Raw genomic sequence first — 17,487 nt, 5'->3', positions numbered from 1 at the left:
GTCACCGCCCACCGGCCGTGGCGACGGCGTTGCCCGCGGCCTGCTCGGCGCTGCGGTAGTTGGCCGCGGTCTGCCGGAGCTTCTCGCCCTGCTGGTCCATCTCCGCGGACAGCCGGTCCAGCATCGACTTCCACGCGGTGGTGCAGGCGTCCAGCTCACTGCCCGTCAGCCAGCCGCGCAGCCCGCCCTCCGCGTTGTCGGACGGACCCAGCACCCGCCCGGCCGCGTCCGGGACCCGCTCCGCGACGATCCTCGCGGTCTGCCCCGCCCCGTCCAGCTCGTCCGGATCCACTTGGAACCCGCCGCCACTGCCGCCTGGGCCCACGTCGCGCACGCCATCCCCCAACACCGGTGTCGGTCCGACCACTTGAGCGGGTCATGCTAGCGAAACCCGGCCGCCGAACCCAGGGCCGTTCACCACATCCCCGCATACCGTTCGTCACCCTACTTGGTGCGTACTTTGACGATGCTTTACCTGAAGGGGTGAACAGTCGTCCCGGACCGCGGCCGTCACCCGGCCGAGTGGTCGGCGGTCCGTCGCCGCGCCGACCCGCCGACCGGGGCCGGTTCGGCGACCGGTCGTCGGACGGCCGGGCGGTGGAGCAGGACGGCGACCAGGACGGCGGTGGCGGCGAGGGCCGCGGAGCCGCAGCGCAGGGCCAGGTGGAGGGCGTCGACGAAGGCGGTGTCGACGGCGGCCTGGACGGGGGCGGGGGTGGGCGCCGCGGCGGGGCCGGCGCCGTGGCCGGTGAGGGCGGACACCGCGCGGGAGACGTGGTCGACGGGCAGGCCGAGCCGCGGCAGGGCGGTGGTGAGCGAGTCGGTCAGGCGGTTGGTGAGGACGGCGCCGAGGACCGCGATGCCGAGCACGCCGCCGAGTTCGCGCAGCGTGTTGATGGTCGCCGAGGCCATGCCGGTCTGCGCGGGGGCGACCCGCTGGAGCACCGCGATCGATACCGGCGTGAACGTCAGGCCCATGCCGAAGCCCAGCACCACCAGCGTCCACACGTACGACCAGTAGTGCGCGTGCCCGCCGTACAGCGACAGCCCGCCGAGACCGGCCGCGCACAGTGCGATGCCCAGCACCAGGGGCAGGCGAGCCCCGTGACGGGAGGTCAGCCGACCGGACAGCGGCGCGGCCAGCATGATCACGGCTGTCATCGGCAGGCCGGCGTACCCGGCGTCGGTCGGGGCCCAGCGCATCACGCCCTGCAGCATCAACGGCAGGAAGAACAGCGCGCCGAACATCCCGAAACTGACCGTCAGCCCGCTCAGCAGCGCCCCGGCGAGCACCCGGTCGCGGAACAGCCGCAGCTCCAGCATCGGCTCCGCGACCCGCAGTTCGACCAGCACGAAGACGGTGAGCAGCACGACCGCGGCGGCCCCGCAGGCCAGCACGACCGGGTCGGCCCAGCCCCGGCCCGGGCCCTCGACCAGACCGTAGACCAGCGCGCCCAGGCCGGCGGCGGACAGCGCGAGCCCGCCGAGGTCGATCCGGCGCTCGCGCGGCGCGATCACCGGCAGCACCCGGTACGCGAGCACCATGGCCAGCAGCCCGACCGGGACGTTGATCCAGAACACGCTGGCCCAGCCGAACGCGTCCACCATCGGGCCGCCGATCACCGGACCGATCGACAGGCCGAGCGCCGAGACCCCCGACCACAGGCCGATCGCCCGGGCCCGCTCCTTCTCGTCGGTGAACACCTGCCGCAGGATCGCCAGGCTGCCCGGCGTCAGCAGCGCCGCACCGACGCCCTGCAGCATCCGCGCGGCGACCAGCACCCCGATGTCGCCGGCCAGCGCCGCGGCCGCCGACCCGAGCGTGAACAGCGCCAGCCCGAACCGGAACACCCCGGTCCGGCCGTACCGGTCGCCGAGCGTGCCGCCGGTGAGCAGCAGCGCCGCGTACACCAGGCTGTAGCCCTCGGCCACCCACTGCAGGCCGCTGATGCCCGCGTCCAGGTCCCGGCCGATCCGGGGCAGGGCGATGTTGACGATGACGTTGTCCAGCATCGCCATGAACATCGTGACGCAGAGCGTGCCGAGCGCCTGCCACTTGTGGCGCGCGCTGACCGAACCTTCCACCGGGACCGTCCCCCTCCGGGCGTGTCGAGATAGCCCCTAACGGTGTTAGGGGCCGTTGGTGCGCACCCAGGATGGCCCTAACAGTGTTAGATTGCAAGCGCGATCAGTGCCCCGGACCACCCACCCTGAGGAACCCCGCATGGCCGAGACCACCCCCGACGCCGCTGCGTCCGACACCCCCGGGCAGGCCCTCACCCGGCAGGCCCTGACCGCCGCCGCCCTGCGCATCCTCGAACGCGACGGCCTGGCCGGCCTGTCCATGCGCAAGGTCGCCGCCGAGGTCGGCGTCAAGGCCGCCTCGCTCTACTGGCACGTCCGCAACAAGGAAGAGCTGCTCGACCTGCTCAGCGACGCACTCGTCGCCGACGCGGAACTCCCGCCCCGCGAAGGCAGTTGGCGCGACCAGTTCCTGGAGTACGGCCGCCGCCACCGCGCCCTGCTGCTCGCCCGCCGCGACGCCGCCAAGGTCGTCGCCGGCCGCCTCGCCCCGGGCCCGCACATCCTCGCCGTCCTGGAGGACCAGCTCGACCGCCTGCGCGCCGCGGGCTTCAGCGACGCCGACGCCGCGATGGCCTCCTACCTGCTCTCCGCGTACGTCCAGGGCTTCGTCCTCCAGGAGCAGTCCCCGCTCTCCGCCGCCGAAGCCGCCGGCGCGACCCGCGGCGAGGCCGCCCGAGCGGCCGGCGAGACCTTCCGCACCCTTCCCGCCGAGACCTACCCCAACCTGGTCGCCCTCGCCGACGACCTCACCGACCCCGACATGGAAACCCGCTTCGAATTCGGCCTCCAACGCCTCGCGGACGGGCTGGCGGCGCTGCTTCCTGCATAACGGCAGGCGCGCCCGCCCGCGTTCGGCGCCTTCAGCTCTCCAGGTACGGGCTGTACAGCACCGACAGGAACCGCGTCGCCAGCTGGTCGCGCAGCTCCGGGGGCAGCGCGTCGAGGAGTCGGTTGACGCCGGCCATGCGGGCGGGGCCGAAGCCGGCGGCAGGCAGGAGCGTGGCGAGCGTCGCGTCGTCGAGGTCGGTGAGGTCGAACTGGTCGAGGAGGGCGAGCAGTTCGGTCGGTGGGGCGACGGGCCCGCGGGCGCGGACGGCCGCGACCGCTTCGCGGAGGGCGTCGAGCAGCCCGTCCACGCCGAGTTCGCTGACGCCGGTGAGGGTGAGGTGCAGGCTGGCGGGCAGGCCGGCCACGCTCAACTGGGGTTGCAGGAAGAACCCGTGGGCGCGGGTCTCGTCGGCCAGCTCCCACAGGTCGAGGGCGGCGTCGTCCGTGCCGAGCGCGACCAGCGTCGCGTCCGGCGAGCCGAGCACCCGGAGCCCGTCGATCGTGTCGACGCCGGCGATCAGTCGGCGGGTCGCGGTGAGTGCGGCGCGCCCCAACTCCCGGTAGCCGTCCGCCCCGAGGACTTGCAGGGTGGCCCAGGCGGCGGCCAGCGGGCCGGCGCCCTTGCTGCTCTGCACGGTCGAGTTGACCACCGGGTATCCGGGCCACTGCGCGCAGGCGAAGTACGCGGCGAGCCGCATCGGCCGGTCCCGGAACAGCAGGACGGAGGCGCCCTTGGGGGCGTACCCGAACTTGTGCAGGTCGCAGGAGAGCGAGGTCACCCCGGGCACCGACAGGTCGAACTCGGGGACGGCGGCGCCCGCTTCGGCGAGCCACGGCAGCAGCCAGCCGCCGACGCAGGCGTCCACGTGGCAGGGCAGTCCGCGTCCGGCCGCGTCGGCGGCTATCTCGGTGATCGGGTCGACCACCCCGTGCGCGTACGAGGGCGCGGAGGCCACCACCAGCACGGTGTTCGAGGTGCAGGCGGCGGCCATCGCCGCCGGCACCGCCCGGAACGTCCCGGGGTCGACCGGCACCGCCACCACCTTGACCTTCAGGTAGCGTCCTGCCTTGAAGAAGGCGGCGTGCGCGGTGGCGGGGACGACGATCTCCGGCTCGGCGATCTCGGGGCGGCAGTCCCGCGCGGCCTTCACGGCGAGCAGGATCGATTCGGTGCCGCCGCTGGTGAAGATCCCCGGTGTGCCGTCGTCCCCGCCGAGCCGGGTGGCGACCGCGCCGACCACCTGGCGTTCCAGCGCGACGATGCTCGGGAAGGCCGTCGGGTCGAGGCCGTTGACGTCCAGCATGGCCAGGTAGGCGCGCTCCGCGGCCTCCCGGACGTCGGGCCGTCCCGCGTCGTAGGTGTAGGCGGTGGTGCGCCCGCCGCGGGTGGGCAGGTCGTGGGCGGTCATCGCCCGCAGCTCGTCGGGCAACTCCTCGGCGGGGCGGCCGAATTGCGGCAGCCCGGGGTGGGCGGTGGTCATGATTCGGCTCCAAGGGGGGAGTTGGCGACGTTCGGCACGGCGGAGCGGCGTCGGCCGTACGCGCGCAGGGCGGGCAGCGAGAGCAGCATCAGGGCGGCGGGCACCAGGCTGAAGCCGAGCAGCACCCCGGCCCGGGCGGCGCCGGTCTGCGCGACGGGGTGGTCGGTGGTCGAGGAGACGAACCCGGCGGCGGCCAGCGCCAGCGAGAACAGCCCGGGGCCGGCGGCCAGCCCGGCGGTCTCCCCGGCGGTCCACAGCCCGGTGAACGCCCCCGACTGGAGGCGGCCGGTGCGCGCCGCGTCCGCGTGCACGGTGTCGGGCAGCAGCGAGAGCGGCAGCACCTGCAGGGCCGCGTACGCGACGCCCAGCAGGGCGCACAGGACCAGCACCGGCCCGACCCGGGCGCCGCTGTGCGCCGCGGGCCAGAGCGCGGCGGAGGCGACGGTGAACAGACCGGTCGCGGCGGTCAGGCAGCGCAGCCGGCCCCAGCGGGCGGCGGCCCGGCCCCACAGCGGGACGGCGACGGCGCTCGGCGCGACCAGGCAGACGAACAGCACCGAGGTCAGCCCGTACCCGCCGAGCCAGTAGGCGGCGACGTACGGCGCGGCCGCCAGCATGATCGCCACCGCGGCGGCCTGCAGCACGAACGCGCCGAGCAGCGCGAAGAACGCCCGGTTGCCGCGTGCGGTGCGCAGCGCCGCGGGCAGCCCGAGCGGCTCCGCGCCGGGCCGGGCCGGCACCGTGCGGGCGCCGAGGGTCGGGACCAGCAGCGTCACCAGCAGCAGCGCGGCGACCGCCACGGCCATCACGGCGTAGCCGCCGCGCCCGCCGCCGGCCAGCGAGACCAGGGCCGGGGCGAGGCCGCCCGCGACCAGGATGCCGACGGTCAGGCAGACGATCCGCCACACCGTGATCCGGGTGCGGACCCGCGGCTGCTCCGACATCTCGGCGGGCAGCGCCACGTACGGGACCTGGAACAGCGCGAACGCGCTGGAGGCGAGGACGAAGGTGGCGGCGACCCAGGCGGCGGCGCCGGAGCCGGTGAGCGGGGAGAGGAACATCGCGGCGAACGCGACCGGCAGGGCGAGCGTGCCGGCCAGCAGGATCCGGGTGCGGCGTCCGGTGCGCAGCGCCTCGCGGTCGCTGGCCGCGCCGACCAGCGGGTTGAACAGCGCGTCCCAGGCCTTCGGCAGGGCGACCACCAGGCCGGCCAGGCCGGCCGGGACGCCCAGTGCGTCGGTCATGAAGTAGAGCAGCAGCAGGCCGGGGACGGTGGAGTGGATGCCGGTGCCGATCGAGCCCACCGCGTACCGGGCGAGCTCCCGCCGCGATACCTCGCGGCCCGTCACCACGCGCCGCCGTCCAGGCCGAGTTCGCGCTGCACCAGGGCCCGCAGGTGGGTGCGGAAGCGCGGCGCCTGTGCGCGGATCACCGAGCGGCAGAACCCGTGCGTGGTCCACAGCACCGTCCACACCGCGAGTTCGGCCCGGTCGGCCGTCAACTGCGGCAGCGCGGCGACGAGTTCACGCCGGACGGTCTCCAGCAGTGGCTGGGCGTACCGCTCCTCCAGGTCGGCGAACTCGGCGGCGTCGGCCATCCAGCGGCGCATCCACAGGGCGGGGACGTGCGGCTGTTCCAGGCAGAAGTCCAGGTACCGGTCGGCGAATTCGGCCGCCGCCCGGGCCGGATCGTCCGGGGCGGTCCGGGCGAACTCCGCCAACGCCGCGTCGACGGCGGCGCGTTCGGCCTCGTGGGCCCGCCGCATCACCTCGCGGTACAGGTCGGCCTTGGTGCCCACGTGGTAGGCGACGGTGGCGACGTTCAGTCCGGCCGCGCCGGCGATCGTCCGGGTGGTGGTGCCGTCGTAACCGTGTTCGGCGAACAGGTCGGTGGCGACCGCGAGGATCCGTTCCCGGCTCGCCTCGGCGGCCGTCCGGTGCTGGCTCATGGTGGGGGAGCGTACGCGCGCCCTCCGACGCCGATCAAGCGTTTGATGGAGAGAAATTTTCGAGCGTCCGCGAACGGCAACGGGCCCCGCCGCGGTGCGGCAGGGCCCGTGCTGATGAGACGTCAGCAGTGCGACAGGGTCTCGCAGTCCTCCCAGCGGGTGCCGGTGTACTCGTCACCGGAACCGCCGGGCGCGACCAGCTTGTTGGACTTCAGCTGGGCCGTGACGGCGGGGCCGGCGGCGAGCCGGACGGCTATCGCGTCGACCACGGGGCGCGGGCTGGTGCCGGCGTAGTTGTTGACCATCACGACGAACAGCAGCTTGCGGCCGTCGGGCGCGGTCGCGTAGCCCATCAGGTTGTCGACGCCGCCCATCGAACCGCTCTTGGCGTGCACGTTGTTCTCGGCCTTGGTGCCGCGCATTCGGGCGGCCAGGGTGCCGCCGACCATCCGCTCCGGGTTGCCCGCCACCGGCAGCGCGTTGTACCAGGCGTCGAACCACGGCTTGGTCTGCGCGAACTTCAGCAGGTCCGCCATCTTCGCGGGGGTGGTCAGGTCGTAGCGGGACAGGCCGGAGCCGTCCACCTGACGGGTGGTCGGGCCGGTGATGCCGTTCGCCTTCAGGAAGGCGTTGACCTGGTTGATACCGGTCGCCCAGTCGCCGCGGCCGCCCTTGACCTTGCCGATCTCCTTGGTCAGGTGCTCGGCGATGCCGTTGTTGCTGACCTTCAGCATCGGGACGATCAGCTCGGACAGGGTCTTCGACTGGTGCGAGGCCAGTGCCTGCGAGGTCTCGGAGCCGGCGGCCGGCTGCACCCCGCGCACCACCCGCACGCCGTGCCGGGCCAGCGCGCCCGCGAACACCTTCCCGGTGTACGTGCTGGGGTCGTCGACCGTCAGCCAGGAGGTCTGCGGCGCGGCGCCGGCCGCGATGCTGCCGGACAGTGCGACGTCGTTGCTGCCCCGGCGCCGGTCCACGCCCACGCTCGACCCGCTGCCGGCCGCGCCGGTGGCGACGGTGCCGACGAACTTCATCGGCGCCTCGGCCGGGTTCAGCGTCACCTTGGCGGCCTCGCCGGCCGCACCCGGGGTGACCGTCACCTGGACGGTGTCCATCAGGTACTCGGGGTCGTTGGCGACGGTCAGTCCGGAGATCTGCGGGTTGTACGAGTACGGCTCGTCCTCCCAGGCCCAGCCCGGGCCGAACGGCGTCGAGTCGTACCGGGTGCCGTCGGCCAGCACCCGGCCGGTGACGGTGGTGACGCCGGTCGCCGCGACCTTCGCGGCCAGGTCGTCGAGGTCCTGCACCAGCAGGCTGGGGTCGCCGCCGCCGCGCAGCACCAGGTCGCCGACCAGGGTGTCGCCGTAGGTGTTGCCGGTGGTGCGGACCTCGGTGGTGAACCGGTAGTCCGCGCCGAGCAGGTCGAGCGCCGCGGTCGAGGTCACGGTCTTCAGGGTGGACGCCGGGGTGAACAGCGACTGCGGCTGCCGGGCGAACAGCACCTCGCCGGTGGTGGCGTCCAGCACCTCGACGCCGGCCTGCGCGCTGGCCAGCCGCGGGTCGGCGAGCAGGGTGTTCAGATCGGCGGTCAGCGTGGCGTCGGCCGGCTTCGGGTCGTCGGCCTGCGCCGAGACGGCGAGCAGGGAGGCGGCGAGGACCGCGGCTGCCAGCGGCAGAGTGCGGCGGTACGGACGTGCGGGCACGGATGGCTCCAGGGTGCGGATCGACCGGGGAACGTGCGTCACCCACGCCCCCGTTTGTCCGGTACATTACCATCTGATGGGAAATCAGATGATCTTTATATCTGGCTCCTTGGGCTCCCCGGACCGGACTCCGCGGGCTCCCCACTTCCATACGCTCCGGCGCCCCGGAACGTCGCGCCCCGAGCGGCCGGAGCGACCCCGGATACACTGACGCGGGCTTCAGCAGGCAAGGTTCGGAACGGGAGACATGGGCGCGCACGCCGGACTGACGGTCGAGCGGATCACCCGCGCCGCCGCCGAACTCGCCGACCGGGTCGGCATCGACAAGGTCACCGCCTCCGCCCTCGCCCGCGGCTTCGGCGTCAAGGACGCCAGCCTCTACTCGCACGTCAAGAGCCTCCAGGAGATCCGCACCCGGGTCGCCCTGCTCGCCACCGAGGAGATCAACGACCGCATCGCGAGCGCCGTCGCCGGCCGCTCCGGCGCCGACGCCCTCACCGCCTTCGCCGACGCCCAGCGGACCTACGCCCAGCAGCACCCCGGCCGCTACGCCGCCACCCAACTGCGCCTGGACCCCGCCGACTTCGCCGACACCGAGGCCCTCGCCCGGTCGGTCGAACTCACCTACGCGGTGATGCGCCACTACCGGCTGGACGAACCCGACCTGACCGACGCCGTCCGGCTGCTGCGCTCCACCTTCCACGGCTTCATCGCCATCGAGGCCAACGGCGGCTTCCACCACCCGCGCGGCGTGGACGGCTCCTGGCAGCGGATCGTGTCCGGCCTGCACCGGCTGCTGGAGAACTGGCCGCGCACCGCCCAGCCCGTCCGCCGGGCCTAGCTCTTCCGTCGCGCCGGGAGGAACGCGGCCGGAACCGCCGTCAGCAGCACGAACCCCAGCGCCACCGCGAACACCGGACGGAACGCCGCGACCGTCCCCGCGCCGCCGGGCGAGGCGTGCTGCAGCACCAGCGCCACCACCGCCGTGCCGGCCGCCGCGCCGAGCTGCTGCGCGACCGCGTTCACGGTGGTCGCGGCGGGCACCGCGGCCGGCGGCAGCGAGTGGTAGAGCGTCACCATCACCGGTGAGGCGGCCAGCGCCAGCCCGACCCCCTGCGCGAACAGGGCGACCAGCAGCAGTCCGCCCGGTTCCGCGGCGCCGGCCCGGGCGAACACCGCCAGGCCCGCGGCGACCAGAGCCAGCCCGGTCAGTACCAGCGCCCGCGGATTGCTCCTGGCGTCGATCACCCGCCCCACCAGCAGCACCGCCACGCCCGCGCCCGCCCCCTGCGCGACCATCACCAGGCCGGCGGTCAACGGCCCGCGGCCGCCCGCCTGCTGGAAGAACAGCGGCACCAGCACCACCGCCCCGTACAGGCCGAAGCTGTTCAGCAGCGAGACGGCGGTCGACGCGGCGAACGCGCGGTCCCGGAACAGCCCGAAGTCCAGCAGCGCCCGCTCCCGCCGACGCCGCGACAGCAGTCCGTGCGCCGTCAGCAGCACCGCGGCCGCCAGCAGCGGCCCCAGCACCCGCAGGTCGCCCACCGGCCGGCCCCCGCCCAGCCGGACGAACCCGAGCACGGCCGCCGTCAGCCCGCCGCTCACCGTCGCCAGACCCGCCAGGTCCAGCCGGCCCGGCGCGTCGTCCCGCCGATTGCGCATCAGCAGCGGCGACAGCACCGCCACCGCCAGGCACACCGGCACGTTCAACAGGAACACCCACCGCCACGAGTGGCCCTGGACCAGCGCCCCGCCCACCACCGGCCCCGCCACCGGAGCGACCAGCACCGGCACCGCGATCAGCGCCATCGTCCGGCCCATCCGTGCCGGACCGGCCACCTGCACCACCAGGATCCGCATCAGCGGGAACAGCATCCCCGCGCCCAACCCCTGCACCACCCGGAACGCCACCAGCGACCCCAGCGACCAGGCCAGCCCGCACAGCACCGACCCCAGCAGGAACACCGCCAGCGAAGCCGTCCAGCACGTCACCGCCCCGAACCGCCGCGCCGCCCACCCCGTCGCGGGGATCACCGCCGACATCGCCAGCAGGTACGCCGTCGCCACCCACTGCACCTGCGCCAGGCCCGCGTCGAACCGCCGCGCGAACGACTCCAGCGCCACCCCCACCACCGTGGTGTCCAGCAGTGCGACGAACGCGCCCGCTGCCAGCAGCAGCGCCGCCCGGACCACCGGCCCGCCGAGCGCCTCACGGCCCGCCGCCCGCTCCGTCGCCGGACGGTCCGTCACCGCACGATCCGTCATCGGACGACCCGCCCGAGGAATCCGGCGAGATTCGCCCGCATCCGGGCCGCCCGCTGCTCCGCGTCCAGACTCTCCGTCATCCGCGCACCGCCCGCGGCCACCCGCTTTCGACCCCGCACGTACAGCGGGCACGCCAGGTCGCTGCAGAAGTACTCGCCCGCCGAGGCGTACTCCTCCACCGCAGCGCCCCGGCCCGCCCGACGCGCCGTCATCAACGCCACTCCCGAGGCAGGATGCGCCGTCAGGCAGATCGAGCACATCGCCCCACCGCGCCCCGCGCCCGGTCGCTGCGGCGCCAGTCGCAGGGCCACCCCGACCGTCCGCCCCTCGAACTCGGCCACCAAGTACCCCCGGTCGGGTGCCCCTGGCTCCCGCCAGCCGAGAAAGTCCAGTCCGGCCCAGTCCAGCTCCGCCAAATCGCGCGGCAGCCGGGCCCGACTCGCCTCCCCCTTGGTGCAGTTGACGAACGACGCCCGGATCTCCGCCTCGGTCAGTGGCCGCATGGCTCCTCCAGTCTCCCTAGGGCCCCTAGTTTTGCGCCAAGGTACCCTAGGCAGTCGTTTCCGCCAAGCGATTTCGATCCGGCCAGGGGATGGCGAAGTCCGCCAACTCCCCGGGAAAGTCGCGGCCTTGACGGTCGATCGGGCGGGCGGGCGGGTGGGCGGTCGAGCGGCCGTTCGAAGGAGTGGAAGGCGGGCCGGCGGGCCGTCCCGGCCGGGGATCGGGCCACTCGGCCATGGGGAGCAATCGGACTTTTCCGACTGGCCGCCCCGGCTGACGTCGTGTGTCTTGGGTACAGGGAAGCCCACTGCTTCCCGAATCGGATTCCGTTTTCGGAAGGATTGTTTTCACATGCGTGCTCTTACTCGCACTGTTGCTGCCCTCAGCCTCGCCGCCCCCGTCCTGCTCGGTTGCGCGGGCCTGGCCGCCGCCCACGAGGGCGGCGACATGGATGCCGCCCACGAGGGCAGCAGCCCCGAGGCGCACTTCGTCGAGGTCCAGTTCATCGCCAACGAGACCACCGCCGGCATCGCCGGCTCCGGCTCGTTCGTCACCCCGAACAGCGTGGAGCACTTCAGCGGCTTCGCCGTCGCGGACGACGAGGGTGTCTCCGGTTCGGCCACCGACTCGGGCGCGAGCTGGTAATCCTGACCCACCGAGCTCGACCGGGAGGGAGGGCCGTCCCAGCCCTCCCTCCCGCACCACCGAAGCGCCGGCCCTCGCGGCCGGCGCTTTGCCGTGTGTCCGGCTCCTGGCGGCCCGGGTCCTGACCTCGGATCAAGCGGCGGACCGGGCCCGCGGGCGCGGCGTCAGCGCCGCGTACTCCAGTGGCGCGGACGGGTCGATCGACACGTCCAGCGGGGCGGGCTCGGCGCCGGCGCGGGCCAGGAGGTCGCCGATCGCGGCGACCATCGCGCCGTTGTCCGTGCAGAGGGGCAGGGGCGGTACCCGCAGGGTGATGCCGGCGGCGGCGCAGCGCTGTTCGGTCAGGGCCCGGATCCGGGAGTTGGCGGCGACGCCGCCGACCACCACCAGGGTGCGGATGCCGTGGTCGGTGCAGGCGCGGACGGCCTTGCGGGTGAGGGTGTCGGCGATCGCCTCCTGCAGCGAGGCCGCCGCGTCCGGCACCCGCGGTTCGACGCCGGCGGCGCGGTGGCCCTCGACCCAGCGGGCGGCGGCGGTCTTCAGCCCGGAGAAGGAGAAGGCGTACGGTGCGTCGCCGGGCCCGGTGAGCGGGCGCGGCAACCGGACCGCGCCCGGGTCGCCGTCGCGGGCGGCGCGGTCGATCGCCGGTCCGCCGGGGTAGGGCAGGCCGAGGATGCGGGCGGTCTTGTCGAAGCACTCGCCCGCCGCGTCGTCCAGGGTGTCGCCGAGGTGCACGATCGGGTCGCGGGCCAGGTCGCGGACCAGCAGCAGCGAGGTGTGGCCGCCGGAGACGATCAGCACCACGCACGGGTTCGGCAGCGGCCCGCCGGCCAGCCCGGCGGCGGCCACGTGCCCGGCCAGGTGGTGGACGCCGTACAGCGGCACCCCGAGCGAGAACGCGTAGCCCTTCGCGGCGGCCACCCCGACCTGGAGCGCCCCCGACAGCCCCGGCCCGGTGGTGACCGCGACCGCTCCCACGTCCCGCAGCGTCAGCCCCGCCCGGTCCAGAGCCGCCCGCACCACCGGGGCCATCGCGTGGACGTGCGCGCGGGCCGCGATCTCCGGCACCACCCCGCCGTACCGGGCGTGCTCGTCCATGCTCGACGCCACGGCCTGCCCGAGCAGCACGCCGTCCTGAACCAGCCCCGCTCCCGTCTCGTCGCAGGACGACTCGATTCCCAGCACCACCGGCGACTTCGGCATCGGCCCGCACCACTTTCGCGTATCAATTGCAGTTGCACATAGTTTGCAACAGTCTTCAGGCGGGCGAGGCGGCAGCCTCCTCGGCCGGGTGGGGGAGCCGCCCGGTCCGGGCGAGGCGGTGCACCGCGGCGGCGCAGAGCAGGCCGGTGGCGGCGAGCGCGAGCCAGGGCAGGCAGCGGGCGTCGTGGCGGGCGGCGTAGTCCCAGAGGGCCCCGACGGCGAGGTTGCCGAGGGTGATGCCGAGCCCGGAGACGGCTGCCCGGGCCGCCGGCGCGGACGTGATCCTCGACGCCGCCCGATCCTTCGGCCGACTCGACTTCACCCTGCCCGAGTTGGGCGCAGAATTCGCCGCCGTCAGCCTGCACACGTGGATCGCAGCCCCAGGCCCGGCTGCGCCACCTGCGCGCTCACCTCCTTCCGGATCACCGGCCGCACCACGCAACAGGACAACGAGGCGATCGCCCGACACCTGATGGACCGCCACCGCATCTTCACCGTCCGCCGCGCCGGCCCGCCCGCCGGCGACTGCGTCCGCGTCACCCCGGCCCTGTTCACCGGCACCGCCGACCTGGACCGCTTCGCCGCCGCGCTGCGCGAGACGGCCCGGCGGTTCACGGCGGCCGGAGGGTGAACGTACGGGCAGCCGACCGTCACCCCCGATGCCGAGGTGTCGGCCCCCGATTTCGGCCGGTCGTCGGGTGGAATCGTCCGGGGCCCGTCGACCGGGCGGGCCGCGAACCGCAGGGAAAGGAGACGCCAGTGGAGTCCGGAAGGATCCTCACCGAGGTCGGCGCCGTGGTCCCCGCCGACCGCCAGGCCGCGCTGGAATCCGCCTACCGCAGACTCGTCGACGGGCCACTGCCCGACGGGCTGCTGCACACCCGACTGCTGCGCGCCGAGGGCGGCCACTGGCGCATCCAGACACTCTGGCGGGACCGCGCCGCGCTCGACGCCATGCGTGCACAGCCGGAACCGCCGGCCGCCCCGCGACTCTTCCGCGAGGCGGGCGCCGAACCCACCCTGACCGTCCTGGAGGTCGTCGCCGAGCGATAGCGCCCCGGCCGGTGTCACATCTCCGCGGGCTGTCCCGTCTCCTCCTGTGAAGGGTGCAACACTCACTCAACACTCAAGGAGGGGGCCGTCGATGACCAAGGAACAGCGCAGCGTCGAGAGCGCCGGCACGAAGACCGGCGGAACATCACGGCGCAGCGCGCTGAAGGCGGCCGTGGCCGGGGCGGGGGCGATCACCGCACTGGGCGCGTCCGCCTCCGTCGCGCACGCGGACGGGTCCGGGCGCGGCGCGCCGACCTTCGTCCTCGTCCACGGCTCGGGCAGCAACTCCTACTACTGGCAGCCCCTGCTGCGCGAACTGGGCCTGCGCGGACACCGCGCGATCGCGGTCGACCTGCCCGGGCACGGGCTCGGCGCGTACCTCCCCGAGTCCTACCAGTTCCCGCAGGATCTCGACCGGCTGCGCACCGAGCCGTCCCCGATATCCCGGGTGACGCTGGGCGACTTCGCCGCGCACGTGATCGGCGTGGTGCGGCGGGCCCGCCGCAACGGCCCGGTCGTGCTGGTCGGCGGCAGCCTCGGCGGCGTGACCCTCAACGCCGTCGCCAACCAGGTGCCCGACCTGCTCGCGCACCTGGTGTACGCCTCCGCGTTCTGCCCGACCGAACACCCCTCGGTGCTGCGGCTGATGATGACCCCCGAGGCGGCCACCAGCTCCATGTTCAGGCTCCCCGCGATCCAGACCCCGCCCGAGCTGGGCGTCAGCCGGGTCAACTGGCGCTCGGGCGACCCCGCGTTCTTCGCCCTCGTCAAGGAGTCGATCGCCGCCGACCGCCCGGACGCCGAAGTCCGGGCGTTGATGAACATCCTGGAGCCGGACGAGTCCGCGGCCGTCGGCGCGAGCGAGGACGCCCGCGGCCTCCCGACCGGGTGGGGCCGGGTGCCGCGCACCTTCCTGCGCTACACCCAGGACCGCACCATCCCCCTCCCGCTCCAGGACCTCATGATCCGCGAGGCGGACGCCACCACCCCGCACAACCCCTTCCGCGTCCGCTCGCTGCCCGCCCCGCACGCCGGCCCGCGCGACCCGGCCCTCCTGGCGGACGAACTGGAACTCGTCGCCCGGCTGCCCCGCTGAGCACGCGCCATGGCTTCCGTCGCCGGTGCACCGACACCGCGTCAGGCGGGGAGGCCGACGGCGCGTTCCCCAGTGCGGCGTTGCTGGACGACGACCGCGACCACGAGCAGCGTGCCCTGGGCGACGTTCTGCCAGAAGGAGTTGATGCCCTGGACGGTGAGTCCGTTGTCGAGGGCGCCGAGGAGTGCGACGGCGAGGAGGGTGCCGCCGATGGTGCCCTTGCCGCCCCTGAGTGCGCAGCCGCCGAGGGCGGAGGCGGTGATGGCCTTGAGTTCGAGGCCTTCACTGCCGGAGGTGGGCTGTCCGCTGCCGGTGCGGGCGGTGAGCAGGATGCCGGCGACGGCGGCGACGGCGCCGACGAGGGCGTAGACGGCGACCAGGTACTTGTTGATGTTGATGCCGGCCAGGCGGGCGGCGGTGTCGTTGCCGCCGACGGCGTAGATGTTGCGGCCGATGTCGGTGCGGGTGAGCAGGACGTGGACGGCGACGGCGACGACGATGAGGATCCAGACCATGACGGGGAGTCCGGCGATCCGGCCCCGGCCGAGGAAGACGAAGACGGCGTCGTTGAGGACGTAGCCCTGGGCCCGGCCGTCGGAGAGGAGTTGGGCGAGGCCCTTGTAGGCGGCGAGGCCGGCCAGGGTGGCGATGGTGGGGTTGACCCGGCCGTACACGATGATCGCGCCGTTGAGGAGGCCGATCAGCAGGCCGACGGCGACGGCGGCGGCCATGCCCGCGAAGGCGTTGGAGCCGGCGGAGGTGAAGGCCATGGCGCTGACGACGGAGGCGACGCCCGCCTGGGAGCCGACCGAGATGTCGAGTCCGCCGCAGATGATGACGACGGTCTGGACGACGGCGAGCAGCCCGGTGATGGTGGCGGCCTCGGCGATCACCTGCATGTTGGTGAGGCTGAGGTAGTTGTCGTTGAGGAGGCCGAAGACGGTGAGGACCGCGACCAGGGCGCCGATCAGGCCGAGGTTCTGCCCGCCGACGGCGCCCAGCACGGGAATCCTCGCGGCGGGCCGGCGCCGGCCTCCGTCGTTCGGGACGGCCGGCGGTGTGGCGGCGGTTGTCATGAGGCTGCTCCTGAGGCGCTGGTGCTGATGTCATCGGCCATGGCGAGGGCGAGGACGGCCTCCTCGGTGGCTTCCGTACGGTTCAGTTCGCCGGTGGTGCGGCCGTTCTGCATGACGACGATCCGGTCGGCGAGGCCGAGCAGTTCGGGCAGTTCGGAGGAGATCACCAGCAGGGCGACGCCCTGTTCGGCGAGGTCGGCGATGATCCGGTAGATCTCGGCCTTGGCGCCGACGTCGATGCCGCGGGTGGGCTCGTCGAGGATCAGCAGCTTGGGCTTGCGGGCGAGCCAGCGGGCGAGGACGACCTTCTGCTGGTTGCCGCCGGAGAGCGTGCGGACCTCGTGCTCGATGGACGGCGTGCGTACCCGCAGGCGGTCGATGTACTCCTGGGCGAGGTCGCGTTCCGCTCCTCGCTTGACGAAGCGGAAGCGGCGCAGCCGCTCCAGTACCGCGATGGACGTGTTGTCGCGGATCGTCCGGTGCAGGAACAGCGCCTGCGCCTTCCGCTCCTCCGGGGCCAGGCCGAGGCCGGCGCGGATCACCGCCCCGGGGTTGCCGGACGGCAGCGGCCGTCCGTCCAGGGTGACGCTGCCGGAGCGGACGGGCAGGTCCCCGGCGAGCGCGAGAGCGAGTTCGGAGCGTCCGGCGCCGATCAGCCCGGCGAGGCCGACCACTTCGCCGGCGTGGATCCGCAGGTCGATGCCGCGGACCCGGTCCGTCGTCAGGCCGCGGACGTCCAGGACGACCCGGTCGCCGACGACGGGCCGGCGGACGAACATCGTCGACAGGTCGCGGCCGACCATCAGACGCACCAGGTCGTCCTCGGTGGTGGTCCTGGCATCCCGGACGCCGACCAGGGCTCCGTCGCGCAGGACGGCGATGCGGTCGGCGAGCCGGAGGATCTCCTGCATCCGGTGCGACACGTAGACGACGGCGACGCCCTGATCGCGCAAGCGGTCGATCAGCGCGAACAGCGCGTCGACCTCGTGCTCGGACAGTGAGGAGGTCGGCTCGTCGAAGGCGATGACCCGGGCGGCGTTCCCGCCGGTCAGCGCTCGCATGATCTCGACCAACTGGCGCTGGGCGGCGGTCAGTTGTGATCCGAGCAGATCGGGTTCCAGGACGTCGGCGAAACCCAGCCGGTCGAGGTCCGCGGTGATCCGGCGGCGCAGCTCGGCCCGGTCGAGGCGGCGGCCGGCCCGGCGGGGCAGGGATCCGGTGTAGACGTTCTCGGCGACCGGGACGTGCGGGACGATCTCGGGTTCCTGCGGGATGATCCGGATGCCGGCGGCCCGTGCGTCGGCCGGGGAGCGCAGGTCGACCGGTCGCCCGTCCAACAGGACGCGTCCCCGGGTGGGCCGGTGGTCGCCGGTGAGGATCTTCAGGAGAGTGGACTTGCCGGCGCCGTTCTCGCCCATGAGGGCGGTGACGCTGCCGCCGGGGAGGTCGAGCGTCACGTCGTTCAGGGCCTGCACCGCACCGAATCGCTTGGTGATCCCCTCGACCCGCGCGCCGGCGGTGGAGGGCCGGCCGGCGGGCGGTGGGGAGTCGGAGGTTGAGGGGCGTGCTCTGCTCACTGCTGGGTCACCTCAGGCCTGGGGCG

18 protein-coding genes are annotated in these 17,487 nt (G+C 73.9%); 6 read left to right on the top strand and 12 right to left on the bottom strand.

Translation table 11 applies throughout. The features are described 5' to 3' along the window. Window position 1: 1 nt before the first annotated feature. Both IEZ12_RS00775 and IEZ12_RS00770 read right to left on the bottom strand, forming a co-directional pair. Window positions 2-292: a WXG100 family type VII secretion target gene (locus IEZ12_RS00775; RefSeq protein ID WP_189270282.1), complete on the bottom strand. Its 291-nt coding sequence runs from the start codon at window positions 290-292 to the stop codon at window positions 2-4. 218 nt (window positions 293-510) lie between these two features. Further along, on the bottom strand, window positions 511-2,085 hold the full coding sequence (locus tag IEZ12_RS00770) for an MFS transporter (RefSeq protein WP_229847118.1): 1,575 nt from the start codon (window positions 2,083-2,085) through the stop codon (window positions 511-513). A gap of 139 nt (window positions 2,086-2,224) precedes the next feature. On the opposite strand from IEZ12_RS00770, the gene IEZ12_RS00765 reads away from it, so the two are divergent. Beyond that, window positions 2,225-2,914: a TetR/AcrR family transcriptional regulator gene (locus IEZ12_RS00765; RefSeq protein WP_189270281.1), complete on the top strand. Its 690-nt coding sequence runs from the start codon at window positions 2,225-2,227 to the stop codon at window positions 2,912-2,914. Between the two features lie 31 nt (window positions 2,915-2,945). Here the strand turns inward: IEZ12_RS00765 and IEZ12_RS00760 are convergent, their stop codons facing one another. The 4 genes from IEZ12_RS00760 to dacB form a co-directional block, all read right to left on the bottom strand. Further along, window positions 2,946-4,394, bottom strand: coding sequence for a pyridoxal phosphate-dependent decarboxylase family protein (locus IEZ12_RS00760; protein ID WP_189270280.1), 1,449 nt, complete (start codon window positions 4,392-4,394; stop codon window positions 2,946-2,948). After that, window positions 4,391-5,743, bottom strand: a complete 1,353-nt coding sequence (locus IEZ12_RS00755; protein WP_229847117.1) for an MFS transporter — start codon at window positions 5,741-5,743, stop codon at window positions 4,391-4,393. Before IEZ12_RS00755 ends, IEZ12_RS00760 begins: the two co-directional genes overlap by 4 nt. Further along, on the bottom strand, window positions 5,740-6,342 hold the full coding sequence (locus tag IEZ12_RS00750; RefSeq protein ID WP_189270278.1) for a TetR/AcrR family transcriptional regulator: 603 nt from the start codon (window positions 6,340-6,342) through the stop codon (window positions 5,740-5,742). The genes IEZ12_RS00755 and IEZ12_RS00750 overlap by 4 nt, the downstream gene beginning before the upstream one ends. Window positions 6,343-6,464: 122 nt before the next feature. Then, a complete protein-coding gene (dacB, locus tag IEZ12_RS00745; protein WP_189270277.1) occupies window positions 6,465-8,045 on the bottom strand; it encodes a D-alanyl-D-alanine carboxypeptidase/D-alanyl-D-alanine endopeptidase in 1,581 nt (526 codons plus the stop codon). A gap of 247 nt (window positions 8,046-8,292) precedes the next feature. On the opposite strand from dacB, the gene IEZ12_RS00740 reads away from it, so the two are divergent. After that, entirely contained in the window at window positions 8,293-8,886 is a 594-nt protein-coding gene (locus tag IEZ12_RS00740; RefSeq protein WP_189270276.1) for a TetR/AcrR family transcriptional regulator, read from the top strand. Here the strand turns inward: IEZ12_RS00740 and IEZ12_RS00735 are convergent. Together IEZ12_RS00735 and IEZ12_RS00730 are read right to left on the bottom strand one after the other, a co-directional pair. Beyond that, window positions 8,883-10,295, bottom strand: coding sequence for a DHA2 family efflux MFS transporter permease subunit (locus IEZ12_RS00735; protein ID WP_229847116.1), 1,413 nt, complete (start codon window positions 10,293-10,295; stop codon window positions 8,883-8,885). The two genes, IEZ12_RS00740 and IEZ12_RS00735, sit on opposite strands and share 4 nt — an antisense overlap. An 11-nt stretch (window positions 10,296-10,306) precedes the next feature. Beyond that, entirely contained in the window at window positions 10,307-10,813 is a 507-nt protein-coding gene (locus tag IEZ12_RS00730; RefSeq protein WP_189270274.1) for an FBP domain-containing protein, read from the bottom strand. 349 nt (window positions 10,814-11,162) lie between these two features. Here IEZ12_RS00730 and IEZ12_RS00725 point away from each other — a divergent pair, with 349 nt between their 5' ends. Further along, the gene (locus tag IEZ12_RS00725) at window positions 11,163-11,456 is read left to right on the top strand and encodes a hypothetical protein (protein WP_189270273.1); all 294 of its coding nucleotides are present in this window, start codon (window positions 11,163-11,165) and stop codon (window positions 11,454-11,456) included. Between the two features lie 132 nt (window positions 11,457-11,588). Here IEZ12_RS00725 and tsaD read toward each other — a convergent pair whose 3' ends face one another. Beyond that, window positions 11,589-12,659 carry a tRNA (adenosine(37)-N6)-threonylcarbamoyltransferase complex transferase subunit TsaD gene (tsaD, locus tag IEZ12_RS00720; protein ID WP_189270272.1) on the bottom strand — a complete coding sequence of 357 codons (1,071 nt, stop codon included), beginning with the start codon at window positions 12,657-12,659 and terminating at the stop codon, window positions 11,589-11,591. Window positions 12,660-12,714: 55 nt separating this feature from the next. Next, the gene (locus IEZ12_RS00715) at window positions 12,715-12,981 is read right to left on the bottom strand and encodes a hypothetical protein (protein ID WP_373295425.1); all 267 of its coding nucleotides are present in this window, start codon (window positions 12,979-12,981) and stop codon (window positions 12,715-12,717) included. 45 nt (window positions 12,982-13,026) lie between these two features. Here IEZ12_RS00715 and IEZ12_RS00710 point away from each other — a divergent pair, with 45 nt between their 5' ends. The 3 genes from IEZ12_RS00710 (at window position 13,027) to IEZ12_RS00700 (ending at window position 14,808) form a co-directional block, all read left to right on the top strand. Beyond that, complete coding sequence (locus IEZ12_RS00710; protein ID WP_189270271.1) at window positions 13,027-13,290, top strand: hypothetical protein; 264 nt, start codon at window positions 13,027-13,029, stop codon at window positions 13,288-13,290. A gap of 128 nt (window positions 13,291-13,418) precedes the next feature. Then, window positions 13,419-13,712 carry an antibiotic biosynthesis monooxygenase gene (locus IEZ12_RS00705; protein ID WP_189270270.1) on the top strand — a complete coding sequence of 98 codons (294 nt, stop codon included), beginning with the start codon at window positions 13,419-13,421 and terminating at the stop codon, window positions 13,710-13,712. 91 nt (window positions 13,713-13,803) lie between these two features. Continuing rightward, window positions 13,804-14,808, top strand: a complete 1,005-nt coding sequence (locus IEZ12_RS00700; RefSeq protein WP_189270269.1) for an alpha/beta fold hydrolase — start codon at window positions 13,804-13,806, stop codon at window positions 14,806-14,808. Between the two features lie 41 nt (window positions 14,809-14,849). Here the strand turns inward: IEZ12_RS00700 and IEZ12_RS00695 are convergent, their stop codons facing one another. Together IEZ12_RS00695 and IEZ12_RS00690 are read right to left on the bottom strand one after the other, a co-directional pair. Further along, window positions 14,850-15,884 (bottom strand): ABC transporter permease, encoded by a 1,035-nt coding sequence (locus IEZ12_RS00695; RefSeq protein ID WP_189270268.1) that lies wholly within the window; start codon window positions 15,882-15,884, stop codon window positions 14,850-14,852. After that, window positions 15,881-17,380 (bottom strand): sugar ABC transporter ATP-binding protein, encoded by a 1,500-nt coding sequence (locus IEZ12_RS00690; protein WP_229847161.1) that lies wholly within the window; start codon window positions 17,378-17,380, stop codon window positions 15,881-15,883. The genes IEZ12_RS00695 and IEZ12_RS00690 overlap by 4 nt, the downstream gene beginning before the upstream one ends. Window positions 17,381-17,487: the final 107 nt, after the last annotated feature.

This window comes from Kitasatospora griseola, from assembly GCF_014648555.1.
In the GTDB taxonomy this organism is placed as follows: domain Bacteria; phylum Actinomycetota; class Actinomycetes; order Streptomycetales; family Streptomycetaceae; genus Kitasatospora; species Kitasatospora griseola.
The sequence above is the reverse complement of the archived record's forward strand: the minus strand, read 5'-3'. Positions and strand labels throughout refer to the sequence as shown.

Coding starts and splice junctions, on each gene's coding strand:
- IEZ12_RS00765 (WP_189270281.1), top strand. CDS start 2,225: ATGGCCGAGACCACCCCCGACGCCGCTGCGTCCGACACCCCCGGGCAG.
- IEZ12_RS00760 (WP_189270280.1), bottom strand. CDS start 4,394: ATGACCACCGCCCACCCCGGGCTGCCGCAATTCGGCCGCCCCGCCGAG.
- IEZ12_RS00750 (WP_189270278.1), bottom strand. CDS start 6,342: ATGAGCCAGCACCGGACGGCCGCCGAGGCGAGCCGGGAACGGATCCTC.
- IEZ12_RS00740 (WP_189270276.1), top strand. CDS start 8,293: ATGGGCGCGCACGCCGGACTGACGGTCGAGCGGATCACCCGCGCCGCC.
- IEZ12_RS00730 (WP_189270274.1), bottom strand. CDS start 10,813: ATGCGGCCACTGACCGAGGCGGAGATCCGGGCGTCGTTCGTCAACTGC.
- IEZ12_RS00725 (WP_189270273.1), top strand. CDS start 11,163: ATGCGTGCTCTTACTCGCACTGTTGCTGCCCTCAGCCTCGCCGCCCCC.
- tsaD (WP_189270272.1), bottom strand. CDS start 12,659: ATGCCGAAGTCGCCGGTGGTGCTGGGAATCGAGTCGTCCTGCGACGAG.
- IEZ12_RS00700 (WP_189270269.1), top strand. CDS start 13,804: ATGACCAAGGAACAGCGCAGCGTCGAGAGCGCCGGCACGAAGACCGGC.
- IEZ12_RS00695 (WP_189270268.1), bottom strand. CDS start 15,884: ATGACAACCGCCGCCACACCGCCGGCCGTCCCGAACGACGGAGGCCGG.